Genomic DNA, 15,700 nt, shown 5'->3' on the forward strand with positions numbered 1-15,700 from the left:
ACCCGGCCTGATTCATCTGCTATTCACCGGCGAGCCTTCTGCCGATCTCGCGGAGGCCGCTCAGATCGTGCACATCGGACGGTAGAGCCGGTACACCGACGAGTGACACTTCCGGGTGCGCTCGGGTGAAACGTGCGAGCATCCGCTTCTCCCGCTCGGCGATCGCGACCCGGTCCGCGTGCACCCGCAGGACCGCCGCCGCCAGCGGCGCCGAACCGGACTCCTCGATCTGCTCGGCCACGGCCGTCGCCCTGGTGCCCGCGAGCTCGGCGACGACCGGGTGGGTCCGGTTGGCGACCAGGCCGACCAGCGGCATCTTCTCCCCGGCCAGCCGCTCCACGAAGTACGACGCCTCGCGCAGCGCGTCCGGCTCCGGCGCGGCGACCACCAGGAACGCCGTGCCCGGCGAGCGCAGCAGCCGGTAGGTCTGCTCGGCGCGCTGCCGGAACCCGCCGAAGGTCGAGTCGAAGGCCTGCACGAAGCTCGCCGCGTCGTTGAGCAGCTGCCCGCCGATGATCGTCGACACGGCCTTGGCGAACATGCCGAACGAGGCGCCGACGATCTTGCGGATCCCGCGCCCGCCCGCGCGGGCCGGGCTCGACAGCATCCTGATCAGCCGACCGTCCAGCACGGTGGACAGCCGCTGCGGCGCGTCGAGGAAGTCCAGCGCGGAGCGGCTGGGCGGGGTGTCGACGACGATCAGGTCCCACTCGCCGGAGGCGGCGAGCTGGCCGAGCTTCTCCATCGCCATGTACTCCTGCGTTCCGGAGAACGAGGTCGAAATGGTCTGGTAGAAGGGGTTGTTCAGGATCTGCTCGGCGCGTTCCGGGCCGGCGTGCATCTGCACCATGTCGTCGAAGGTGCGGCGCATGTCCAGCATCATCGCGTTCAGGTCGCCCGCGGGCTCGAAGCCCTCCAGCGACACCTGCTTCGGCGTGTTGCCGAGCTCCCGCAGTCCCAGGGCCTGGGCGAGCCGGCGGGCGGGGTCGATGGTGAGCACGACGGTCTTGCGCCCGCGCTCGGCGGCCCGCACCGCCAGCGCCGCCGCCGTGGTGGTCTTGCCGACACCGCCGGAGCCGCAGCAGACCAGGACGTGGGTCTCGGGGTCGTCCAGCAGGGCGTCGACGTCGACCTGCGACGGCCGCAGCGTTTCGCTCATCGGGGGCTCCGGATGCCGTGTTCGGTGAAGATCTCGGCGAGCTCGTAGAGCTCGGCGACGTCGATCCCGGCGGTGAGGTCGGGCAGCGAGACCGTGGGCAGGTCGGTGGCGGCGAGCTGGTCGCGCGCGGCGTCCTCGGCCCGGTGCCGGATCGCGTGCTCGATGGTCTCGTGGACCAGGCCGTCGAGCGTGTCGTCGTCGACCTTCAGCCCGGCGGCTTCCAGGCCGCCGCGCACCCGCTCGGCGTCGACGCGGCCCTCGGCGGCGCCGGGCACCGATCGCGCCGGGAGCCTGCCGGGACGGACCCGGTTGAGCACGACGGCACCGGGGCGCAGGTCCGCGGCGTCGAGCTCCTCGACGGCTTCGAGGGTCTCCCGCACCGGGAGCTCTTCGAGCAGCGTGACGAGGTGGACCACGGTGTTGCTGGAGTGCACGAGGCGCACCACGCCGTCGCTGTGGCCGCGGATCGGCCCGGACTTGGCGAGGTCGGCCATCGCGCGGGTGACGTCGAGGAACTTCACCACCCGCCCGGTCGGCGGGGCGTCCACGACGACCGCGTCGTAGACGTAGCGACCGCGCTCGTCGGTCCGGCCGACGCACTCCTTGATCTTGCCGGTGAACAGCACGTCCCGGAGCCCGGGCGCGAGCGTGGTGGCGAACTCGATGGCACCCATCTTGCGCAGCGTCCGGCCGGCGAACCCGAGGTTGTAGAACATCGACAGGTACTCCAGCAGCGCGGGCTCGGCATCGATGGCCAGCGCTCGCAGCTCACCCCCGCCGGGCGCGGCGGCGATCCACTCCTCGGAGTAGGGCAGCGGTGCGCTGTCGAAGAGCTGCGCGATGCCCTGCCGCCCCTCGACCTCGATGAGCAGCACCTTCTTGCCGCCGGTCGCCAGGGCAAGTGCGAGCGACGCCGCGACCGTGGTCTTGCCGGTCCCGCCCTTGCCGCTGACCACGTGCAACCTGGCCTGTTCCAGCTCCCCGTCCCATGAGGTCACGCGATCAGGGTAAGGGCTCGTTGGAGAATCGCCTTGCTTGGCGGTGCGGGTGAGTCCCACACCTGAAGCAACGGCTCCGCCGCATCCTGCAAGGACCCCTAAGTCCCCGATTCCGGTGTTGAGATGCGGCGGTGGCCAATTCGTCCCCGCAACGATCGCCTTCGGTCACCTGCCCCGCCGAGCGGGACGACCACCTGGGCGAAAAGTAGGCTCCGCGGTATGCAGAAGTGGGAGTACGCCACCGTTCCGTTGTTGAGCCACGCGACCAAGCAGATCCTCGACCAGTGGGGCGAGGACGGCTGGGAGCTCGTCGCCGTGCTGCCGGGTCCGACCGGCGAGCAGATGGTGGCCTACTTGAAGCGGCCGAAGGAGGCCTGACATGGGTCGGTGGACGGATCGCTTGGCGGAGTTGGGCATTCCGCTGCCCGAGGTGGTCAAGCCCGTGGCGGCGTACGTGCCCGCCGTGCGCACCGGCTCGCTGGTGTTCACCGCCGGGCAGATCCCGATGGTCGCCGGTTCGCCGGCAGGCATCGGCAAGGTCGGCTCCGAGGTCAGCGCGGAGGAGGCCCAGCAGTACGCCCGGATCTGCGCGCTCAACGGACTCGCCGCCGTGGACTCGCTGGTCGGTCTGGACTCGATCGTGCGGGTGGTCAAGGTCGTGGGCTTCGTGGCGTCCGCGGAGGGCTTCACCGGTCAGCCGGGCGTCGTGAACGGCGCTTCGGAGCTGCTCGGCGAGGTCTTCGGCGAGGCGGGGCAGCACGCCCGCTCGGCCGTGGGTGTCGCGGAGCTGCCGCTCGGCGTGCCCGTCGAGGTGGAGCTGGTCGTCGAGGTCGAGTGAGCGCAGGCCTCTCGGTCTGAGATGCGCGGCGTCGCCCTACGCGGGGTGACGCCGCGTTTTGCTTTCGTGCGCGCAGCGTGTTCCTCGTCGCCGCGCCGCGATTTTTTCGGTGTCGGGGCTCCGAAGGTCAACTACGACAAGTACGCTGCGATCATCCCCGGTCTGTGTTCGCTCTATTCGGTGTAGCCCAGATGGGGGATGTTGATTCCAGCGCGTTGCGTTTGGGTCGTGCAAGGGCTTGCTCGACCTGGTCAGTAGCACCAAAGTTCACCTGGAAGGGTGCAGCTGCGTTCGGGGGAGCGGCGGCTGGGCCCGGGACCGGAGTACTAGGCATGGAGGGGCGCCGTGGCAGTGCGTGAAACCGATCTGCTGTGCCACGAACTGTTGCTTCGGTTGGCAGGCAGGTTGCCCGACCGGCACCTGTGGCGATACCGGGACTGGCTGGCCGGTGGCGCGGCCGAGGTCGTGGCGCGACTGCTGCCCGGCACGCTGATGCGCGAGCGGATCGCGCTCGACGACGAGGAGCACCGGCTGCTCTCCGACGCGCTGCTGCCGCTGGGCGCGGACCCCGCGGTGGTCAACGCGATCCTGCCGGCCGTCGTGGACACCACCCCGCACTACTCGTTCACCACCGAACCTCCGGCGGAGAACGTCGGCGATTCGGCGGTGCTGGTGCTCGGCGCGACTCTGCGCGGGCGCGCCGGCGTGCGCGAGGTGCGCAACACCTGGCGCCGCCGCGACTCCGGCAGCCCGAAGCTCGTCGTGCTCGTGTCCGCATCGGACGACTACGCCGAGCTGACCGGCGAGATCCAGCGCGTGCTGCGCGCGCTCGGCGATTCAGCGCCGTGCGTCGAGGTCGTGCCCAAGGACCTGGAACCGACCCCGTACCACCGGATGGCGATCGAAGAGTCGGCGCTGGTGTGCGCGGGAGCCGAAGAATTCGCCGGTCGCCGCGGCTGAGCGACCGGTAGTCGAAGGAGGCATTCGTGGTGGACGTTGCAGAGGCCGCCGGGCCGGTCGACCGGCTGCACAGCCTCTTGCTGGCCGTGACCGGACGCGTGGATGACGACGGCATCGACGGCGCTCGCGAGCTGCTCGGGCTGGGCCAGCCCGACGCCGGTGCCGAATACCTCGCGGGGTGCTTGCTGGCCGGGCGGATCGAGGTGACCGCCGCCGAGCAGTACCACCTGCGCCGCGTGCTCGACGAGACGCGCTCGAACCGACAGCTGGCCGACCGCCTCAAGGTGGTCGAGTCGCTGCTGCCGGAGAACCACAAGTTCAGCGCTCCCGACACCGACGACTCCGGCTTGGAGATCGCGCTCAAGCAGATCGGCGGACGTCTCGCCGGGCTGCGCGGACTGTGGATCACCAAACGGACCACGCCCGCGGGCACCAGCTACGGCGCGGTGCCGCAGGGCGTGCTGCTGGCCGAGGTCGGTCCCGACGGTTCCGGGCCCGCGGTCGCCTTCCAGCTGGTCTCGGCACTGCGCCGGGCCGGTCTTCGCTACTCCGTCGACGTCTTCTCCACCGGGGCCGACCTGCCCGAGTACCACCGCGACGCGCTGTCGAGCGCGCGGAGGGTGCGGTTGGAGGTCGCGCCCGCGGAGAGGGCGGCTCCCCCCGTGGTGCCTCGCCCCGAGCAGGTCGTGGAGCGCAGGCAGCCCGAAGAACCCGCCGCACCTGCACCTGCACCGCCGCCCGCTCAGCAGGCGCCGGTGGAGGAGTCCAGGCCGGAGGGGGTGTCGCACGCTGTGGCCGAGCCGCAGCACGAGTTTCCCGGTGAGCCAACCCAGGATGCACAACCCGAGGCAGCGGCCGAGCAGACGGGTGTGATGATGCGCGTTCCCGCCGCGGTCGACGCCAAGCTGACCGACCGGGAGCGCAACCTGCTGCGCAAGCTGCACGAAGAGCTCGCGCACCGCGAGCAGGACGGACCGGCCAAGCGCCAGCCCAAGGCCGACAACGGCGAAGAGGGCTGGAGCTCCACCATGCCGGGCGGCACCGGCGGCTTCCCGCCGATAGCGGCCAACCAGCAGCAGGTCTACACCCCGCAGCAGCGCTGATCGTTCCGACGCTGTTCGGCGCTCGGCCGGAGACATAGGGTGGCGGGCATGGATCGTTCGCTGCCAACGGGATTCGTGCCCGAGGACCGGCAGGACAAGCCCGTCCGCCCGAAGGACGCCGCGACCGTGGTGCTGCTGCGCGACGGCGCTTCGGGGCCCGAGGTGTTCCTGCAGCGCAGGGTGAAGGGCATGGCGTTCGCCGGGGGGATGACGGTGTTCCCCGGGGGCGGTGTCGATCCGCGCGACGCGGACGCGTCGGTCGCCTGGAGCGGTCCGGGTCCCGAGTGGTGGGCGCAGCGCTTCGGATGCACCCCGGAAGTCGCGCGGGCACTGGTGTGCGCGGCCGTCCGCGAGACGTTCGAGGAGTCCGGCGTGCTGCTGGCCGGCCCCGATTCCTCGACGGTCGTCGAGGACACCGGTGGTTTCTCAGCGGCCCGGCAAGCCTTGGAGAGCAGGGACGTCTCGCTGGCGGGCTTCCTCGCGGAGGAAGAGCTGGTGCTGCGAGCCGATCTGCTGCGCCCGTGGGCGAACTGGGTGACGCCGGAGCCCGAACCGCGCCGCTACGACACCCGGTTCTTCCTCGCCGCGATGCCCGCGGGTCAGCGAGCCGACGCCGTGACCACCGAGGCCGCCGAGGCCTACTGGTCGACGCCGCAGCAGGCCCTGGCCGACTTCTGGGAGGGCCGCTGCCGCCTCCTCCCGCCGACCGAGGTCACGTTGACCGAGGTCGCCGAGTTCCCCGCGCTCACCGATGCCCTGAACGCCGAGCGGTCGCTGAACAAGATCATGCCGAAGCTGATCGAGCGCGATGGTCGCTGGCACGCCGTGCTGCCCGGCGAGCCCGGCTTCGAGGAGGCCTGATGCAGCACCCCGCCTACGGCGAGCTCCGCCCGGTCACCCCGTACGCCTCGGTGCTGCTGGCCGAGAACCCGAACCCGATGACCCTCGACGGCACCAACACGTGGGTGCTGCGCGACCCGGACTCCCGCGAGTGCGTGGTGATCGACCCGGGCCCGGGCGACGCGGAGCACCTGAGCCGGGTCGCCGAGCACGGACCCGTGTCGCTGGTGCTGCTGACCCACCACCACGAGGACCACACCGCCGGTGTCGCCGACTTCGTGCAGCGCACCGGCGCTCCCGTCCGGGCGCTCGACCCGGTGCTGTGCCGCGACGCCGAGCCGCTCGCCGACGGCGAACCGATCACCGCGGCCGGTCTGGAACTGCGGGTCCTGGCCACGGCGGGGCACACGGCCGACTCGGTCTGCTTCATCGCCGAGCACGACGAACCGGCGGTGTTCACCGGCGACAGCATCCTCGGGCGCGGCACGACGGTCGTGGCCCACCCGGACGGCCACCTGGGTTCGTACCTGGACTCGCTGCGCAAGATCGCCGCCCTGCCGCCGGGCGTCCGCGCCCTCCCGGGGCACGGTCCGGAGCTCGCCGACGCCCGCGCGGCGGCCGAGCACTACCTCGATCACCGCACCCAGCGCCTCAACCAGGTCCGCGAGGCCGTCGGCTCGCTCGGCAGCGGCGCGACTCCGCGCCAGGTCGTCGAACTCGTCTACGCCGACGTCGACCGCTCGGTCTGGCCCGCAGCCGACCTCACCGTCCAAGCCCAACTCGCCTACCTCCACGAGCACGGAGAGCTCTGACCTCGGCATCTCCCAGTTTTAGTCCAAACCGAGGACCCTCGGCGCCCGAAATGTCCACTTAGTTATGACTAAAACTGGGAGCGGTCTAGTTGCTGGCGAGTGAAAGGGCTGCTCGGTCCGGCATCAGGGTGTTGCGGCGGAGGTAGAGGCCGGCGGCGAGGATGGCTCCGGCGGCACCGGCGACGAGGAACGCCGCGGGTGGGCCGGAGGACTCGACGAGCTGGCCGCTAACCGACTGGCCGACGGCCGAGCCCAGGGTCACCGAGGTGACCACCCAGCCGAACGCCTCCGCGGCGGTGCCGGGCGGGGCGGCGAACTCGACCGCCACCGAGTGGGCCGTGGACTGCGGCGTGATCAGGCAGCCCGCGAGCAGCAGCATCAGGGCCAGCCCCAGCAGCGTGGTCGGCAGCGACAGCAGCGCGACCAGGCCCGCGAAGCCCACCAGCAGCGCGGGGAGCCGCAGGTGCATCGGACGTGGCCAGGGGTGGACGCCGTAGAGCACGCCGACCACGACCGAGCTCACCGACGCGAGGCTCATCAGCAGGCCGCCCATCGTCGGCTCACCGGCGGCGACGGCCGCGGCCGGGACCGCGACCTCGATGAATCCGATCACCACGCCGAAGCCCAGCGCGGCCAGCGCGACCGTCCGCATGCCCGGTGCGGCGATCGCGCCCAGCAGGGCGCCCGCGTGCTCGCCGGGTTCGGGTCGCTGCGTTCGGGCCGCGCGGGTCGCGGCGAAGCCGACGCTGCCCAGCACCATGCAGGTCGCACCTACCACGACGCCGGTGCCCGCCCACGGCGTCGCGACCAGCAGGCCGGCCAGGCCAGGACCGAGGATGAAGAAGACCTCCAGGCTGATCGCCTCGTAGGAGAAGGCCGCTTCGCGCACCCGGCCGGGAGGCAGCAGGTGGCCCCACAGCGCGCGCGAGGCCGAACCGATGTTCGGCTGCAGCACGCCCATCCCGAACGCTCCCGCCACCATCAGCGGCGTCGCGGCGCCCAGCTCGATCGCGGTCAGCGTCGCCACGACCGCGACGGTGAACAGCGCCGATGCCACGTACAGGGGTTTCGACGGGCCCACGCGGTCGATGATCCTGCCCTGCACGACCGAGCCCGCCGCCACGCCGGTCAGCTCGGCGGCGGAGACGGCTCCCGCGATGGCGAAGGACGAGGTCTCGCGCTGCACGTAGAGCAGCAGGGCCATGCCGATCATCGCGATCGGCAGCCTGCCCAGCAGGGAGGTGACGACGGGGGTGCGGGCGCCTGGAGTGGTCAGGGCGGAGCGGTAGTCGTTCAGCGACGTGGATGGGGACACGCGTACCAGTATGCCGATTGTGGTACGGCGGTACCAACCTGTTTTCTCGTCCGCTCGAGGGGTGGTGAGTGAGGTTGATTACTCAGAACGGGTGATGTGTGCAACCGTCCCCTCGGGGCGCACGTCTTGGTTGGTGAAAGGGGGTTGCTGGACGGCACGAACTTCCAGCATCTTCGAAGAGGGACAACTGAACCCACAAGCCTCCTCCGATGTCGAGGATTCGGGGCCGAAGCATCGGAGGGCCGGGGGAGCGTGGTGAGTCGTCGGGGGACGAACCACGCGCATGTGAAAGGGCTGGAGCGCCACGTCGGGGGTGGCGCCCAGCCCTTTCACATGCATCGCAGGTTCGCCGTGGTCCTGCTCGGCGGGGCGAGCCGCTCAGCGGAGGCGGAGAAGCCGACTCCGCCGGTGGCCGACGGGGTCAGGAACCTCCGCCCCCTCCGCCGTCACCGCCGCCGGAGCTTCCGCCGTCGAAGCCGGAACCACCGTCGAAGCCTCCCCAGCCCCCGTCGTGGTGGCCGTGGCTGCCCACGCCCGAGTCGACGAACGAATGGTCGGCGGCCCGGCTGCGGCGACGGTCGTCGATCCGGTTCGACTTGCCCATGGCCGCGCGCACCGTGGCCAGGAAAACGATCGCCAGGACCATCGCCACCAGCGCGATCATCATCGTGGAGTTCATCCACAGACCCCTTTCGCATCTGCGTCCGGTCCTGGGACGTGACAGGGGTTACGCGCGTTGCAGCTGTGGTCCAACGGGAAATTCACGGAAGCGGCGTCAACCCGCCCCCGCGCACGCAAAGGACGCGCGTCGGCTGAAGAACCCGGGAAGGAAGCCCCGAACTCTTCGGCCGACGCGCGTCGGCTTCGCGCGTCTTTACGTGTGCGACGTCCCCGCTCAGCGAGCGCGGCGGGCCAGGCGCTCCGGATCCAGGATCAGGACGCTCTTGCCCTCGAGACGCAGCCAGCCGCGGTGTGCGAAGTCCGCGAGCGCCTTGTTCACGGTCTCCCGCGAGGCGCCGACGTACTGCGCGATCTCTTCCTGCGTCAGGTCGTGGGTGACCCGCAGCAGGCCCGCTTCCTGGCTGCCGAAGCGCTGCGCGAGCTGCAGCAATGCCTTGGCGACACGCCCCGGAACGTCGGTGAAGATCAGGTCGGCGAGCATGCCGTTCGTGCGGCGCAGGCGGCGGGCCACCACGCGCAGCAGCTGCTCGGCGATCTCCGGGCGCGTGGCGATCCACTGCCGCAGAGCGCCGCGGTCCATGCTCAACGCGCGCACCTCGGTGACCGTGGTCGCGGTGGAAGTCCGCGGGCCAGGGTCGAAAATGGACAGCTCGCCGAACATGTCCGACGGCCCCATGATCGCCAGCAGGTTCTCCCTGCCGTCCGGGGATTTGCGTCCGAGCTTCACCTTGCCGGACTGAATGATGTAGAGCCGGTCGCCCGGCTCGCCCTCGGCGAAGATCACGTGTCCGCGCGGGAACTCGATCGGTTCCAGCGACTGTGCCAGTGCCTCCGCCGCAGCCGGTTCAACGCCTTGGAAGATGCCGGCCCGGGCCAGGGTCTCGTCCACCTCGTCCCTCCATGTTGAGACGCGGCGGCTGTCTGTGGTGCCGGACCCGCGTCAGCGCGTCTGGCGGTGTGCCGCCGATCACTACCAGTGATTCTAAGACTGGTCGCGCGAACGGCGGGTACGTAGCCTACCGGCGCGTCCCACCCTGCGTAGCTGGAAGAGCTCCAGCGCACGTCCAATACCTTGCCGGAACAGCGCCCGCACCTCGTCGGGCCGGGCGTTCTCCAGCAACTCTTCTACCTCGTTCTCTTGCACCGCCACATGCCGCAGGCGGGCTTCCACACGCTCCATGAAGAGCGTGAAGAACATGATCACGAGCGGTACGACGATGACGAACCAGGCAGCCATCATGCTGTGAATCCTCGCTCATACCTTCGACGCCGGTTCAACCGGGGGTCGGTTCGCTGGGCCGGTGACAATGCCGCCACTTTCCGTGTCCGTGCTCCTCCGTAGTCTGGTGGGGTGCCGGAGCCTGCCCGAAACACCCGCGCCAAGTCCACCGGAACCTCCCCTGACCAGGTTGTGACCCGATCTGGGAAGAAGAAGGAGGAGACCCGGTTGGGGCTCGTCCGACGAGCGAGGCGCATGCTGCGCGCCCTCGACGAAGCCTATCCGGACGCGCATTGCGAGCTGGACTTCAACACACCCCTCGAACTCGCGGTGGCGACGATCTTGTCGGCCCAGTGCACAGACAAGCGCGTCAACGAGGTCACGCCCGCGCTGTTCCGCCGGTACCCGACCGCCGCGGCCTACGCCGGAGCGGACCGGACCGAGCTGGAGGAGATGATCCGCTCCACCGGCTTCTACCGGAACAAGACCGCGTCGCTGATGGGGCTCGGCGCCGCGCTGGTCGAGAAGTACGACGGCGAGGTCCCGAAGAAGCTCGACCAGCTGGTGAAGCTCCCCGGCATCGGGCGCAAGACCGCCAACGTCATCCTCGGCAACGCCTTCGACGTCCCTGGGATCACCGTGGACACCCACTTCGGGCGTCTGGTGCGCCGGTGGGGCTGGACCGACCTGGAGGACGCGGTCAAGGTCGAGCACGCCATCGGCGAGCTGATCCCCCGCAAGGAGTGGACGATGCTCTCCCACCGGGTGATCTTCCACGGCCGCCGGGTGTGCCACTCCCGCAAGCCGGCCTGCGGCGCCTGCCTGCTCGCCAAGGACTGCCCGTCCTACGGTGCCGGACCGACCGACCACGTCGAGGCGGCGAAGCTGGTCCGCGGGCCGGAGACGCCCCGCCTGCTGGAACTGGCGGGCATCGTCGACGAGGTGCCCGACAAGACCGTGGAGCAGCAGACGGCCAAGGAGCCGGTGGCGTGAACCTCCGTGCCTACCGGTCCGAGATCCAGTGGACTGTCGTGGTCGTCCTGCTCGCGGTCCTGGCCGCGATCGCTCTCTGGCCGCGCGATCACGAGAGCAGCGGTCCGGCCGCCGCGCCACCGCCGCCTGCCGAGCCGATCGACCCGCAGCAGCGCGCAGCCGCCGCGCTGCAGCCGTGCCCGACCGGGACCGGCGGACCCGCCGAGCTGACCGGCATCGCCCTGCAGTGCCTCGCCGACGGCCGGCCCGCCGACCTGGCAGGTGCCGTCTCGGGCGAGCCGACGCTGGTCAACCTCTGGGCCACCTGGTGCGTGCCGTGCCGCGCGGAGCTGCCCGCGCTCCAGGCCTACAGCGAGGAGCCCGGCGCGATCCGCGTGCTGGGCGTGCAGGTCGACAGCGGTCCGGCGGATGGCCTTGACCTACTGCGCGAGCTCGGCGTTCACTTCCCGAACGTGCATGACGGCGACAACAGGGCCCGTGCCGCGCTGCGGGCCCCCACCGTGCTGCCGATCAGCTTCGTGGTGACCGCGTCCGGTGAGGTGCGGCGCATCGATCCACCGGTCGCGTTCGAATCTCCGCACGAGGTTCGGGCCGCCGTCGAACGGACCCTGGGGGACCAGTGAGCGAGAACGGACCGCTGGTCGATCCCGCCGACCTGCCCGAGTGGATGCGGACGCTGGTCAAGCGCACCGCCGACCTCGATCCCGGTCACTTCGGCTGGCCGAAGGACCCGCCGCCCGCCTCGGCCCGCGCGGCCGCGGTGCTGATCCTGCTCGGCGAGGGCGAGCGCGGTCCGGAGGTGCTCCTGCTGCGCCGCGCCGACGGGCTCAACTCGCACCCCGGTCAGGTTGCCTTCCCCGGGGGCTCGCTCGACGATGTCGACTCCGGTCCGGTGGACGCCGCGCTGCGGGAAGCGGTGGAGGAGGTGGGGGTGCGGCTCGACGGCATCCGGCCGGTGGCCACCCTGCCCGAGCTGCACGTCCCGCACAGCGGTTTCCGGGTGACCCCGGTGCTCGCGCACTGGACCCGGCCCTCGCCCGTCGCGCCGGTCGACCCGGGCGAGACCGCGGCCGTGGCCCGCGTGCCGATCTCGTGGCTCACCGATCCCGAGAACCGGGTTCGGGTGCGTTTGACCAGCGGATTCGCCGGTCCTGCTTTCCTGGTTCCCGGGATGCTCGTCTGGGGCTTCACCGGCGGTCTGCTGGCCGGGCTGCTGGAGCTCGCCGGGTGGTCGCGCAGCTGGGACCGGTCCGACGTCCGCGGGCTGGACGAGGCCTGGCACGCGGCGGAGGAAGCGGACGACATCGGTATCGGACGCTCCTGAGGGGGTGGCGAAGACCTCCTTGGCAGCAAGGCTTGGCCGTTCTGTTGTTTAACCATGAGACGGTGGTGCGATTGATCGTCCATCGCGAGGGGTGAGTGGGTGAACTGGGTCGACCTGCTGGTGGTGCTGCTGGCACTGCTCGCCGCGGTCTCCGGGGCTCGGAGCGGTCTGGTCACCGCCCTGCTGTCCTTCGTGGGCGTGTTCGTGGGAGCCGTGGTGGGGCTGAAGGTCGCGCCGTTGCTGCTGGACACGCTGGACAGCCCGGTCGCCCGCCTGGCCTTCGGCGTCGGCATCGTGGTCCTGCTGGTCGCCTTCGGCGAGACCTTCGGGATGTGGGCGGGCCGCGAGCTGCGGGACCGGATCACCTCGCCGCGGATCGCCGGCGTCGACAACGCGCTGGGCTCGGTGCTGCAGTTCGTCGCCGTGCTGGTGGTGGCCTGGCTCGTGGCGCTGCCGTTCACCTCGGCGACCGCGCTGCCCGGCCTGGCGTCGGCGCTGAGCCGGTCGCAGGTGCTCGGCGCGGTCAACTCGGTGATGCCCCCGCAGGCCAGGGCGTTGCCCAACGACCTGCGCCGGATGCTCGGGATGTCGGGTTTCCCGGAAGCCCTGGAGCCGTTCTCGGAGACGCCCGTCGCCGAGATAGCGCCGCCCGACCCGGCGCTGGCGAGCAACCCCGCGGTCAGCAAGGCGCGGATGAGCGTGGTCAAGGTCCGGGGCAGGGCCACCTCGTGCGCCCGCGCGCTGGAGGGCACCGGCTTCGTCGTGGCGCCGCACCGGGTGATGACCAACGCCCACGTCGTGGCGGGAACCGACAGGGTCGCCATCGAGATCGGTCGCGGCGAGTTCGACGCCGAGGTCGTGATGTACAAGCCGGACGTGGACCTGGCGATCCTGGACGTGCCGGACCTCGACGCCGAGGCGATGACGTTCGCGTCGTCCTCGGCGCACCCGGGCAACGACACGATCGCGCTGGGCTACCCGCTCGACGGCCCCTACACGTCGTCGCCCGGTCGGATCCGGGAGCGCATCAGGTTGCGCGGACCGGACATCTACGACAGCTCGACCGTGGTCCGCGACGTCTACACGGTTCGCGGGCGGGTGCAGAGCGGCAACTCCGGTGGACCGCTGATCACCCCGAACGGGAAGGTGGTCGGCGTGGTCTTCGGTGCCGCCGTGGACGATCCGGAGACGGGTTTCGCGCTCACCGCGGACGAGGTCGCCGACGAGGTCGAGGCCGCTCCGCACCTGGACACCCCGGTCCCCACGGGCAACTGCACGAACTGACTCCTCGAATCGGATGCAGCGGTGAACCGGGCTGCTGCGCGGAGAAGCTGGTGCGGACGTGAAAAACCGCGGCGGACCTGGTGCGGTCCGCCGCGGTTCTCGCTCGATGTGAACGCCCGGTCCGGTCAGCTCGCGGTTGGCTCCTCGGACTTGTGGCGCTTGGTGATGTTCTTGGTCTCCTTGAGGCTCTCCATCGTGCGCTTGGGCGCGCCGATCTTGCGGACCTTCAAGTAGCCGAGCAGTCCGAACAGGCCCGCGACCAGCAGCATCGCCAGGAAGACGATCCCGAACGCGGCCCAGCGCCACAGGCCGAGCGCGTGCAGGCCCTCGGCTGCGGTGAAGAAGAGGAAGAACAGGCTGAAGCCCAGCACGCACAGCGCCAGGATGAAGTAGACGCTGCCGCGCAGCCCCTTCTTGATCTCACCGGCGATCTCGGACTTGGCGAGCTCCACTTCGGAGCGGACCAGGGTCGACAGGTGCGTCGTTGCGTCTTTGACCAACGCGCCGATGGACTGCCCGTCAGGCGCGGTGCGCTCTTCGGACAACGGGATGGAGTTGACCGAACCCCACTCCGCACCCTCACGGCTGCCGTTGGTGCTGTTCTGGGCGCTGTTCACAGCGACCATCGTGCCACGGGAGATCAGCCCCTTGCTCATCGACTCGCGATGCGTTACCCGTGAGTGACATTCCCGCCCGCGGCATCGCCGTTGAAACTGCGCCCGCGCCGGATGAGTGCTGCGGCGGCGAGAAGCGAGGCGATGGCGGAGGCGATGAGGACCGCGGCCTTCGCGCGTTCGGCCGCATCGCCGGTCAGCGCGAGTTCGGTGATCAGCAGGCTGACGGTGAAGCCGACGCCGCCGAGCATCGCCAGCGCGCCCATGTCCAGCCAGGACACCGAGCTGGGCTTGTCGCCGATCCGCAGCTTCACCGCGACGAAGGACGTGGCGAAGATGCCGACGAACTTCCCGAGAACGAGGCCGGCGATCACCCCGATCGCCACCCGGTCGCTGAACACCGAGGTCAGGGCTTCTCCGTCCACCGGGACCCCGGCGGCGAAGAACGCGAACACCGGCACCACCAGTCCCGCCGACCAGGGCTGCATCCGGTGCTCCAGCCGCATCGCCGGGGACGCCTCCTCGTCGGGGTCGCTGCGCACGCGGGTGAGCAGGCCCAGCGCGACGCCGGCGATCGTCGCGTGGATGCCGCAGCTGTGCACCGCGATCCAGGTGGCGACGGCCAGCGGCACGTAGATCCACGGCGACCGGACGCGCTTGTGCTGAAGGAACCAGTAGAGCGCGCACAGCGCGACCGCGACCGCCAGGGCGAGCAGGTCGAGGCCGGAGGTGAACACGACCGCGATCACGATGATGCCGCCGAGGTCGTCGACCACGGCGAGGCTGAGCAGGAACACCCGGGCGGCGGTCGGCATCCAGGAACCGGTCAGCGCGAGAACGCCGAGCGCGAAGGCGATGTCGGTGGCCACCGGGATCGCCCACGCGGTGTCGGAGCCGGGGGAGCCGTGGCTGATCGCGAAGGCCAGCCCGGCGGGCACGATCATGCCGCCGATGGCGGCGATCACAGGAAGCAGCGCGCTGCGGACTGTGGACAGCTCGCCGATCACCAGCTCGCGCTTGAGCTCCAGCCCGGCGACGAAGAAGAAGATCGCGAGCAGGCCGTCCTTGGCCCACTCGCCGATGGTGAGGTCGAGGTGCAGCAGGTGCGGCCCGACCTGGAAGTCGCGGACGCTGCTGTAGAGGTCGCCGGCGGGGGAGTTGGCCAGCAGCAGGGCGATGGCGGCGGCCGCGAGCAGGACCATCCCGCCGACGGTCTCGGTGCGCAGGTAGGCGCCGAAGTCGAACGTGCGGGCGCGGTTGCGGGCGTCGGACACAGCGGCTCCGTTCGTGGGCAGCACGATTTCGTCGCCGACCAGACTTCCCGGCACACCTGCGGGCGACCCTAACATTTGCCCAGGAGGCGTTCTAGCAGCTCATCAAGGCCGTGCGTGAAGCGTTGAGGGCGCCCCCGGTGGGGACGCCCTCAACGCTTCAGGTCTTCGGACCCTCAGTCGTCGTCCGACTTGAGGCCCTTCGAGATGAGGTCCATCACCGACGAGTCCGCCAGGGTGGTGACGTCGCCGACTTCGCGGTTTTCGGCGACGTCGCGCAGCAGGCGGC

At 70.6% G+C, this 15,700-nt stretch carries 18 protein-coding genes; 10 read left to right on the forward strand and 8 right to left on the reverse strand.

Annotated elements, in window-relative coordinates; all coding sequences use genetic code 11:
* Positions 1-19: 19 nt before the first annotated feature.
* Together ACYVF3_RS04595 and ACYVF3_RS04600 are read right to left on the reverse strand one after the other, a co-directional pair.
* Positions 20-1,159, reverse strand: coding sequence for an ArsA family ATPase (locus ACYVF3_RS04595; RefSeq protein ID WP_461152999.1), 1,140 nt, complete (start codon positions 1,157-1,159; stop codon positions 20-22).
* Complete coding sequence (locus tag ACYVF3_RS04600; protein WP_461153000.1) at positions 1,156-2,157, reverse strand: ArsA-related P-loop ATPase; 1,002 nt, start codon at positions 2,155-2,157, stop codon at positions 1,156-1,158. Before ACYVF3_RS04600 ends, ACYVF3_RS04595 begins: the two co-directional genes overlap by 4 nt.
* A gap of 219 nt (positions 2,158-2,376) precedes the next feature.
* Between ACYVF3_RS04600 and ACYVF3_RS04605 the strand changes: the two genes are divergently transcribed.
* The 6 genes from ACYVF3_RS04605 to ACYVF3_RS04630 all read left to right on the forward strand — a co-directional run bounded on the left by ACYVF3_RS04605 (position 2,377) and on the right by ACYVF3_RS04630 (position 6,710).
* Positions 2,377-2,535, forward strand: coding sequence for a DUF4177 domain-containing protein (locus ACYVF3_RS04605; protein WP_132623662.1), 159 nt, complete (start codon positions 2,377-2,379; stop codon positions 2,533-2,535).
* A 1-nt stretch (position 2,536) separates the two neighbouring features.
* Positions 2,537-2,995 carry a RidA family protein gene (locus ACYVF3_RS04610; protein WP_461153001.1) on the forward strand — a complete coding sequence of 153 codons (459 nt, stop codon included), beginning with the start codon at positions 2,537-2,539 and terminating at the stop codon, positions 2,993-2,995.
* A 345-nt stretch (positions 2,996-3,340) separates the two neighbouring features.
* Positions 3,341-3,955, forward strand: coding sequence for a hypothetical protein (locus ACYVF3_RS04615; protein WP_461153002.1), 615 nt, complete (start codon positions 3,341-3,343; stop codon positions 3,953-3,955).
* A 26-nt stretch (positions 3,956-3,981) separates the two neighbouring features.
* A complete protein-coding gene (locus ACYVF3_RS04620) occupies positions 3,982-5,058 on the forward strand; it encodes a hypothetical protein (RefSeq protein ID WP_461153003.1) in 1,077 nt (358 codons plus the stop codon).
* Between the two features lie 48 nt (positions 5,059-5,106).
* Positions 5,107-5,919, forward strand: a complete 813-nt coding sequence (locus tag ACYVF3_RS04625) for an NUDIX hydrolase (RefSeq protein ID WP_461153004.1) — start codon at positions 5,107-5,109, stop codon at positions 5,917-5,919.
* Entirely contained in the window at positions 5,919-6,710 is a 792-nt protein-coding gene (locus ACYVF3_RS04630; protein ID WP_461153005.1) for an MBL fold metallo-hydrolase, read from the forward strand. Before ACYVF3_RS04625 ends, ACYVF3_RS04630 begins: the two co-directional genes overlap by 1 nt.
* Before the next feature lie 85 nt (positions 6,711-6,795).
* On the opposite strand, the gene ACYVF3_RS04635 is transcribed toward ACYVF3_RS04630, so the two are convergent.
* The 4 genes from ACYVF3_RS04635 to ACYVF3_RS04650 all read right to left on the reverse strand — a co-directional run bounded on the left by ACYVF3_RS04635 (position 6,796) and on the right by ACYVF3_RS04650 (position 9,943).
* Positions 6,796-8,025 carry an MFS transporter gene (locus ACYVF3_RS04635; RefSeq protein WP_461153006.1) on the reverse strand — a complete coding sequence of 410 codons (1,230 nt, stop codon included), beginning with the start codon at positions 8,023-8,025 and terminating at the stop codon, positions 6,796-6,798.
* Between the two features lie 421 nt (positions 8,026-8,446).
* The gene (locus ACYVF3_RS04640) at positions 8,447-8,704 is read right to left on the reverse strand and encodes a hypothetical protein (protein ID WP_461153007.1); all 258 of its coding nucleotides are present in this window, start codon (positions 8,702-8,704) and stop codon (positions 8,447-8,449) included.
* 216 nt (positions 8,705-8,920) lie between these two features.
* Positions 8,921-9,595, reverse strand: a complete 675-nt coding sequence (locus ACYVF3_RS04645; RefSeq protein ID WP_093422841.1) for a Crp/Fnr family transcriptional regulator — start codon at positions 9,593-9,595, stop codon at positions 8,921-8,923.
* A gap of 93 nt (positions 9,596-9,688) precedes the next feature.
* A complete protein-coding gene (locus ACYVF3_RS04650; RefSeq protein WP_029535541.1) occupies positions 9,689-9,943 on the reverse strand; it encodes a hypothetical protein in 255 nt (84 codons plus the stop codon).
* Between the two features lie 237 nt (positions 9,944-10,180).
* Between ACYVF3_RS04650 and nth the strand changes: the two genes are divergently transcribed.
* From nth to ACYVF3_RS04670, 4 genes are all read left to right on the forward strand, one after another.
* Positions 10,181-10,918 (forward strand): endonuclease III, encoded by a 738-nt coding sequence (nth, locus tag ACYVF3_RS04655; RefSeq protein WP_461153008.1) that lies wholly within the window; start codon positions 10,181-10,183, stop codon positions 10,916-10,918.
* The gene (locus ACYVF3_RS04660; RefSeq protein WP_461153009.1) at positions 10,915-11,541 is read left to right on the forward strand and encodes a TlpA family protein disulfide reductase; all 627 of its coding nucleotides are present in this window, start codon (positions 10,915-10,917) and stop codon (positions 11,539-11,541) included. The genes nth and ACYVF3_RS04660 overlap by 4 nt, the downstream gene beginning before the upstream one ends.
* A 44-nt stretch (positions 11,542-11,585) precedes the next feature.
* Complete coding sequence (locus ACYVF3_RS04665; protein ID WP_461153013.1) at positions 11,586-12,242, forward strand: NUDIX hydrolase; 657 nt, start codon at positions 11,586-11,588, stop codon at positions 12,240-12,242.
* 99 nt (positions 12,243-12,341) lie between these two features.
* Entirely contained in the window at positions 12,342-13,526 is a 1,185-nt protein-coding gene (locus ACYVF3_RS04670) for a MarP family serine protease (RefSeq protein ID WP_461153010.1), read from the forward strand.
* A gap of 125 nt (positions 13,527-13,651) precedes the next feature.
* Here the strand turns inward: ACYVF3_RS04670 and ACYVF3_RS04675 are convergent, their stop codons facing one another.
* Together ACYVF3_RS04675 and nhaA are read right to left on the reverse strand one after the other, a co-directional pair.
* Positions 13,652-14,152, reverse strand: a complete 501-nt coding sequence (locus tag ACYVF3_RS04675; protein ID WP_461153014.1) for a phage holin family protein — start codon at positions 14,150-14,152, stop codon at positions 13,652-13,654.
* A 44-nt stretch (positions 14,153-14,196) separates the two neighbouring features.
* Positions 14,197-15,441 (reverse strand): Na+/H+ antiporter NhaA, encoded by a 1,245-nt coding sequence (gene nhaA, locus ACYVF3_RS04680; protein WP_461153015.1) that lies wholly within the window; start codon positions 15,439-15,441, stop codon positions 14,197-14,199.
* Positions 15,442-15,700 lie beyond the last annotated feature (259 nt).

The organism is Saccharopolyspora tripterygii, assembly GCF_054778355.1.

Coding starts and splice junctions, on each gene's coding strand:
- ACYVF3_RS04595 (WP_461152999.1), bottom strand. CDS start 1,159: ATGAGCGAAACGCTGCGGCCGTCGCAGGTCGACGTCGACGCCCTGCTG.
- ACYVF3_RS04605 (WP_132623662.1), top strand. CDS start 2,377: ATGCAGAAGTGGGAGTACGCCACCGTTCCGTTGTTGAGCCACGCGACC.
- ACYVF3_RS04610 (WP_461153001.1), top strand. CDS start 2,537: ATGGGTCGGTGGACGGATCGCTTGGCGGAGTTGGGCATTCCGCTGCCC.
- ACYVF3_RS04625 (WP_461153004.1), top strand. CDS start 5,107: ATGGATCGTTCGCTGCCAACGGGATTCGTGCCCGAGGACCGGCAGGAC.
- ACYVF3_RS04630 (WP_461153005.1), top strand. CDS start 5,919: ATGCAGCACCCCGCCTACGGCGAGCTCCGCCCGGTCACCCCGTACGCC.
- ACYVF3_RS04640 (WP_461153007.1), bottom strand. CDS start 8,704: ATGAACTCCACGATGATGATCGCGCTGGTGGCGATGGTCCTGGCGATC.
- ACYVF3_RS04650 (WP_029535541.1), bottom strand. CDS start 9,943: ATGGCTGCCTGGTTCGTCATCGTCGTACCGCTCGTGATCATGTTCTTC.
- nth (WP_461153008.1), top strand. CDS start 10,181: ATGCTGCGCGCCCTCGACGAAGCCTATCCGGACGCGCATTGCGAGCTG.
- ACYVF3_RS04665 (WP_461153013.1), top strand. CDS start 11,586: ATGCGGACGCTGGTCAAGCGCACCGCCGACCTCGATCCCGGTCACTTC.
- ACYVF3_RS04675 (WP_461153014.1), bottom strand. CDS start 14,152: ATGGTCGCTGTGAACAGCGCCCAGAACAGCACCAACGGCAGCCGTGAG.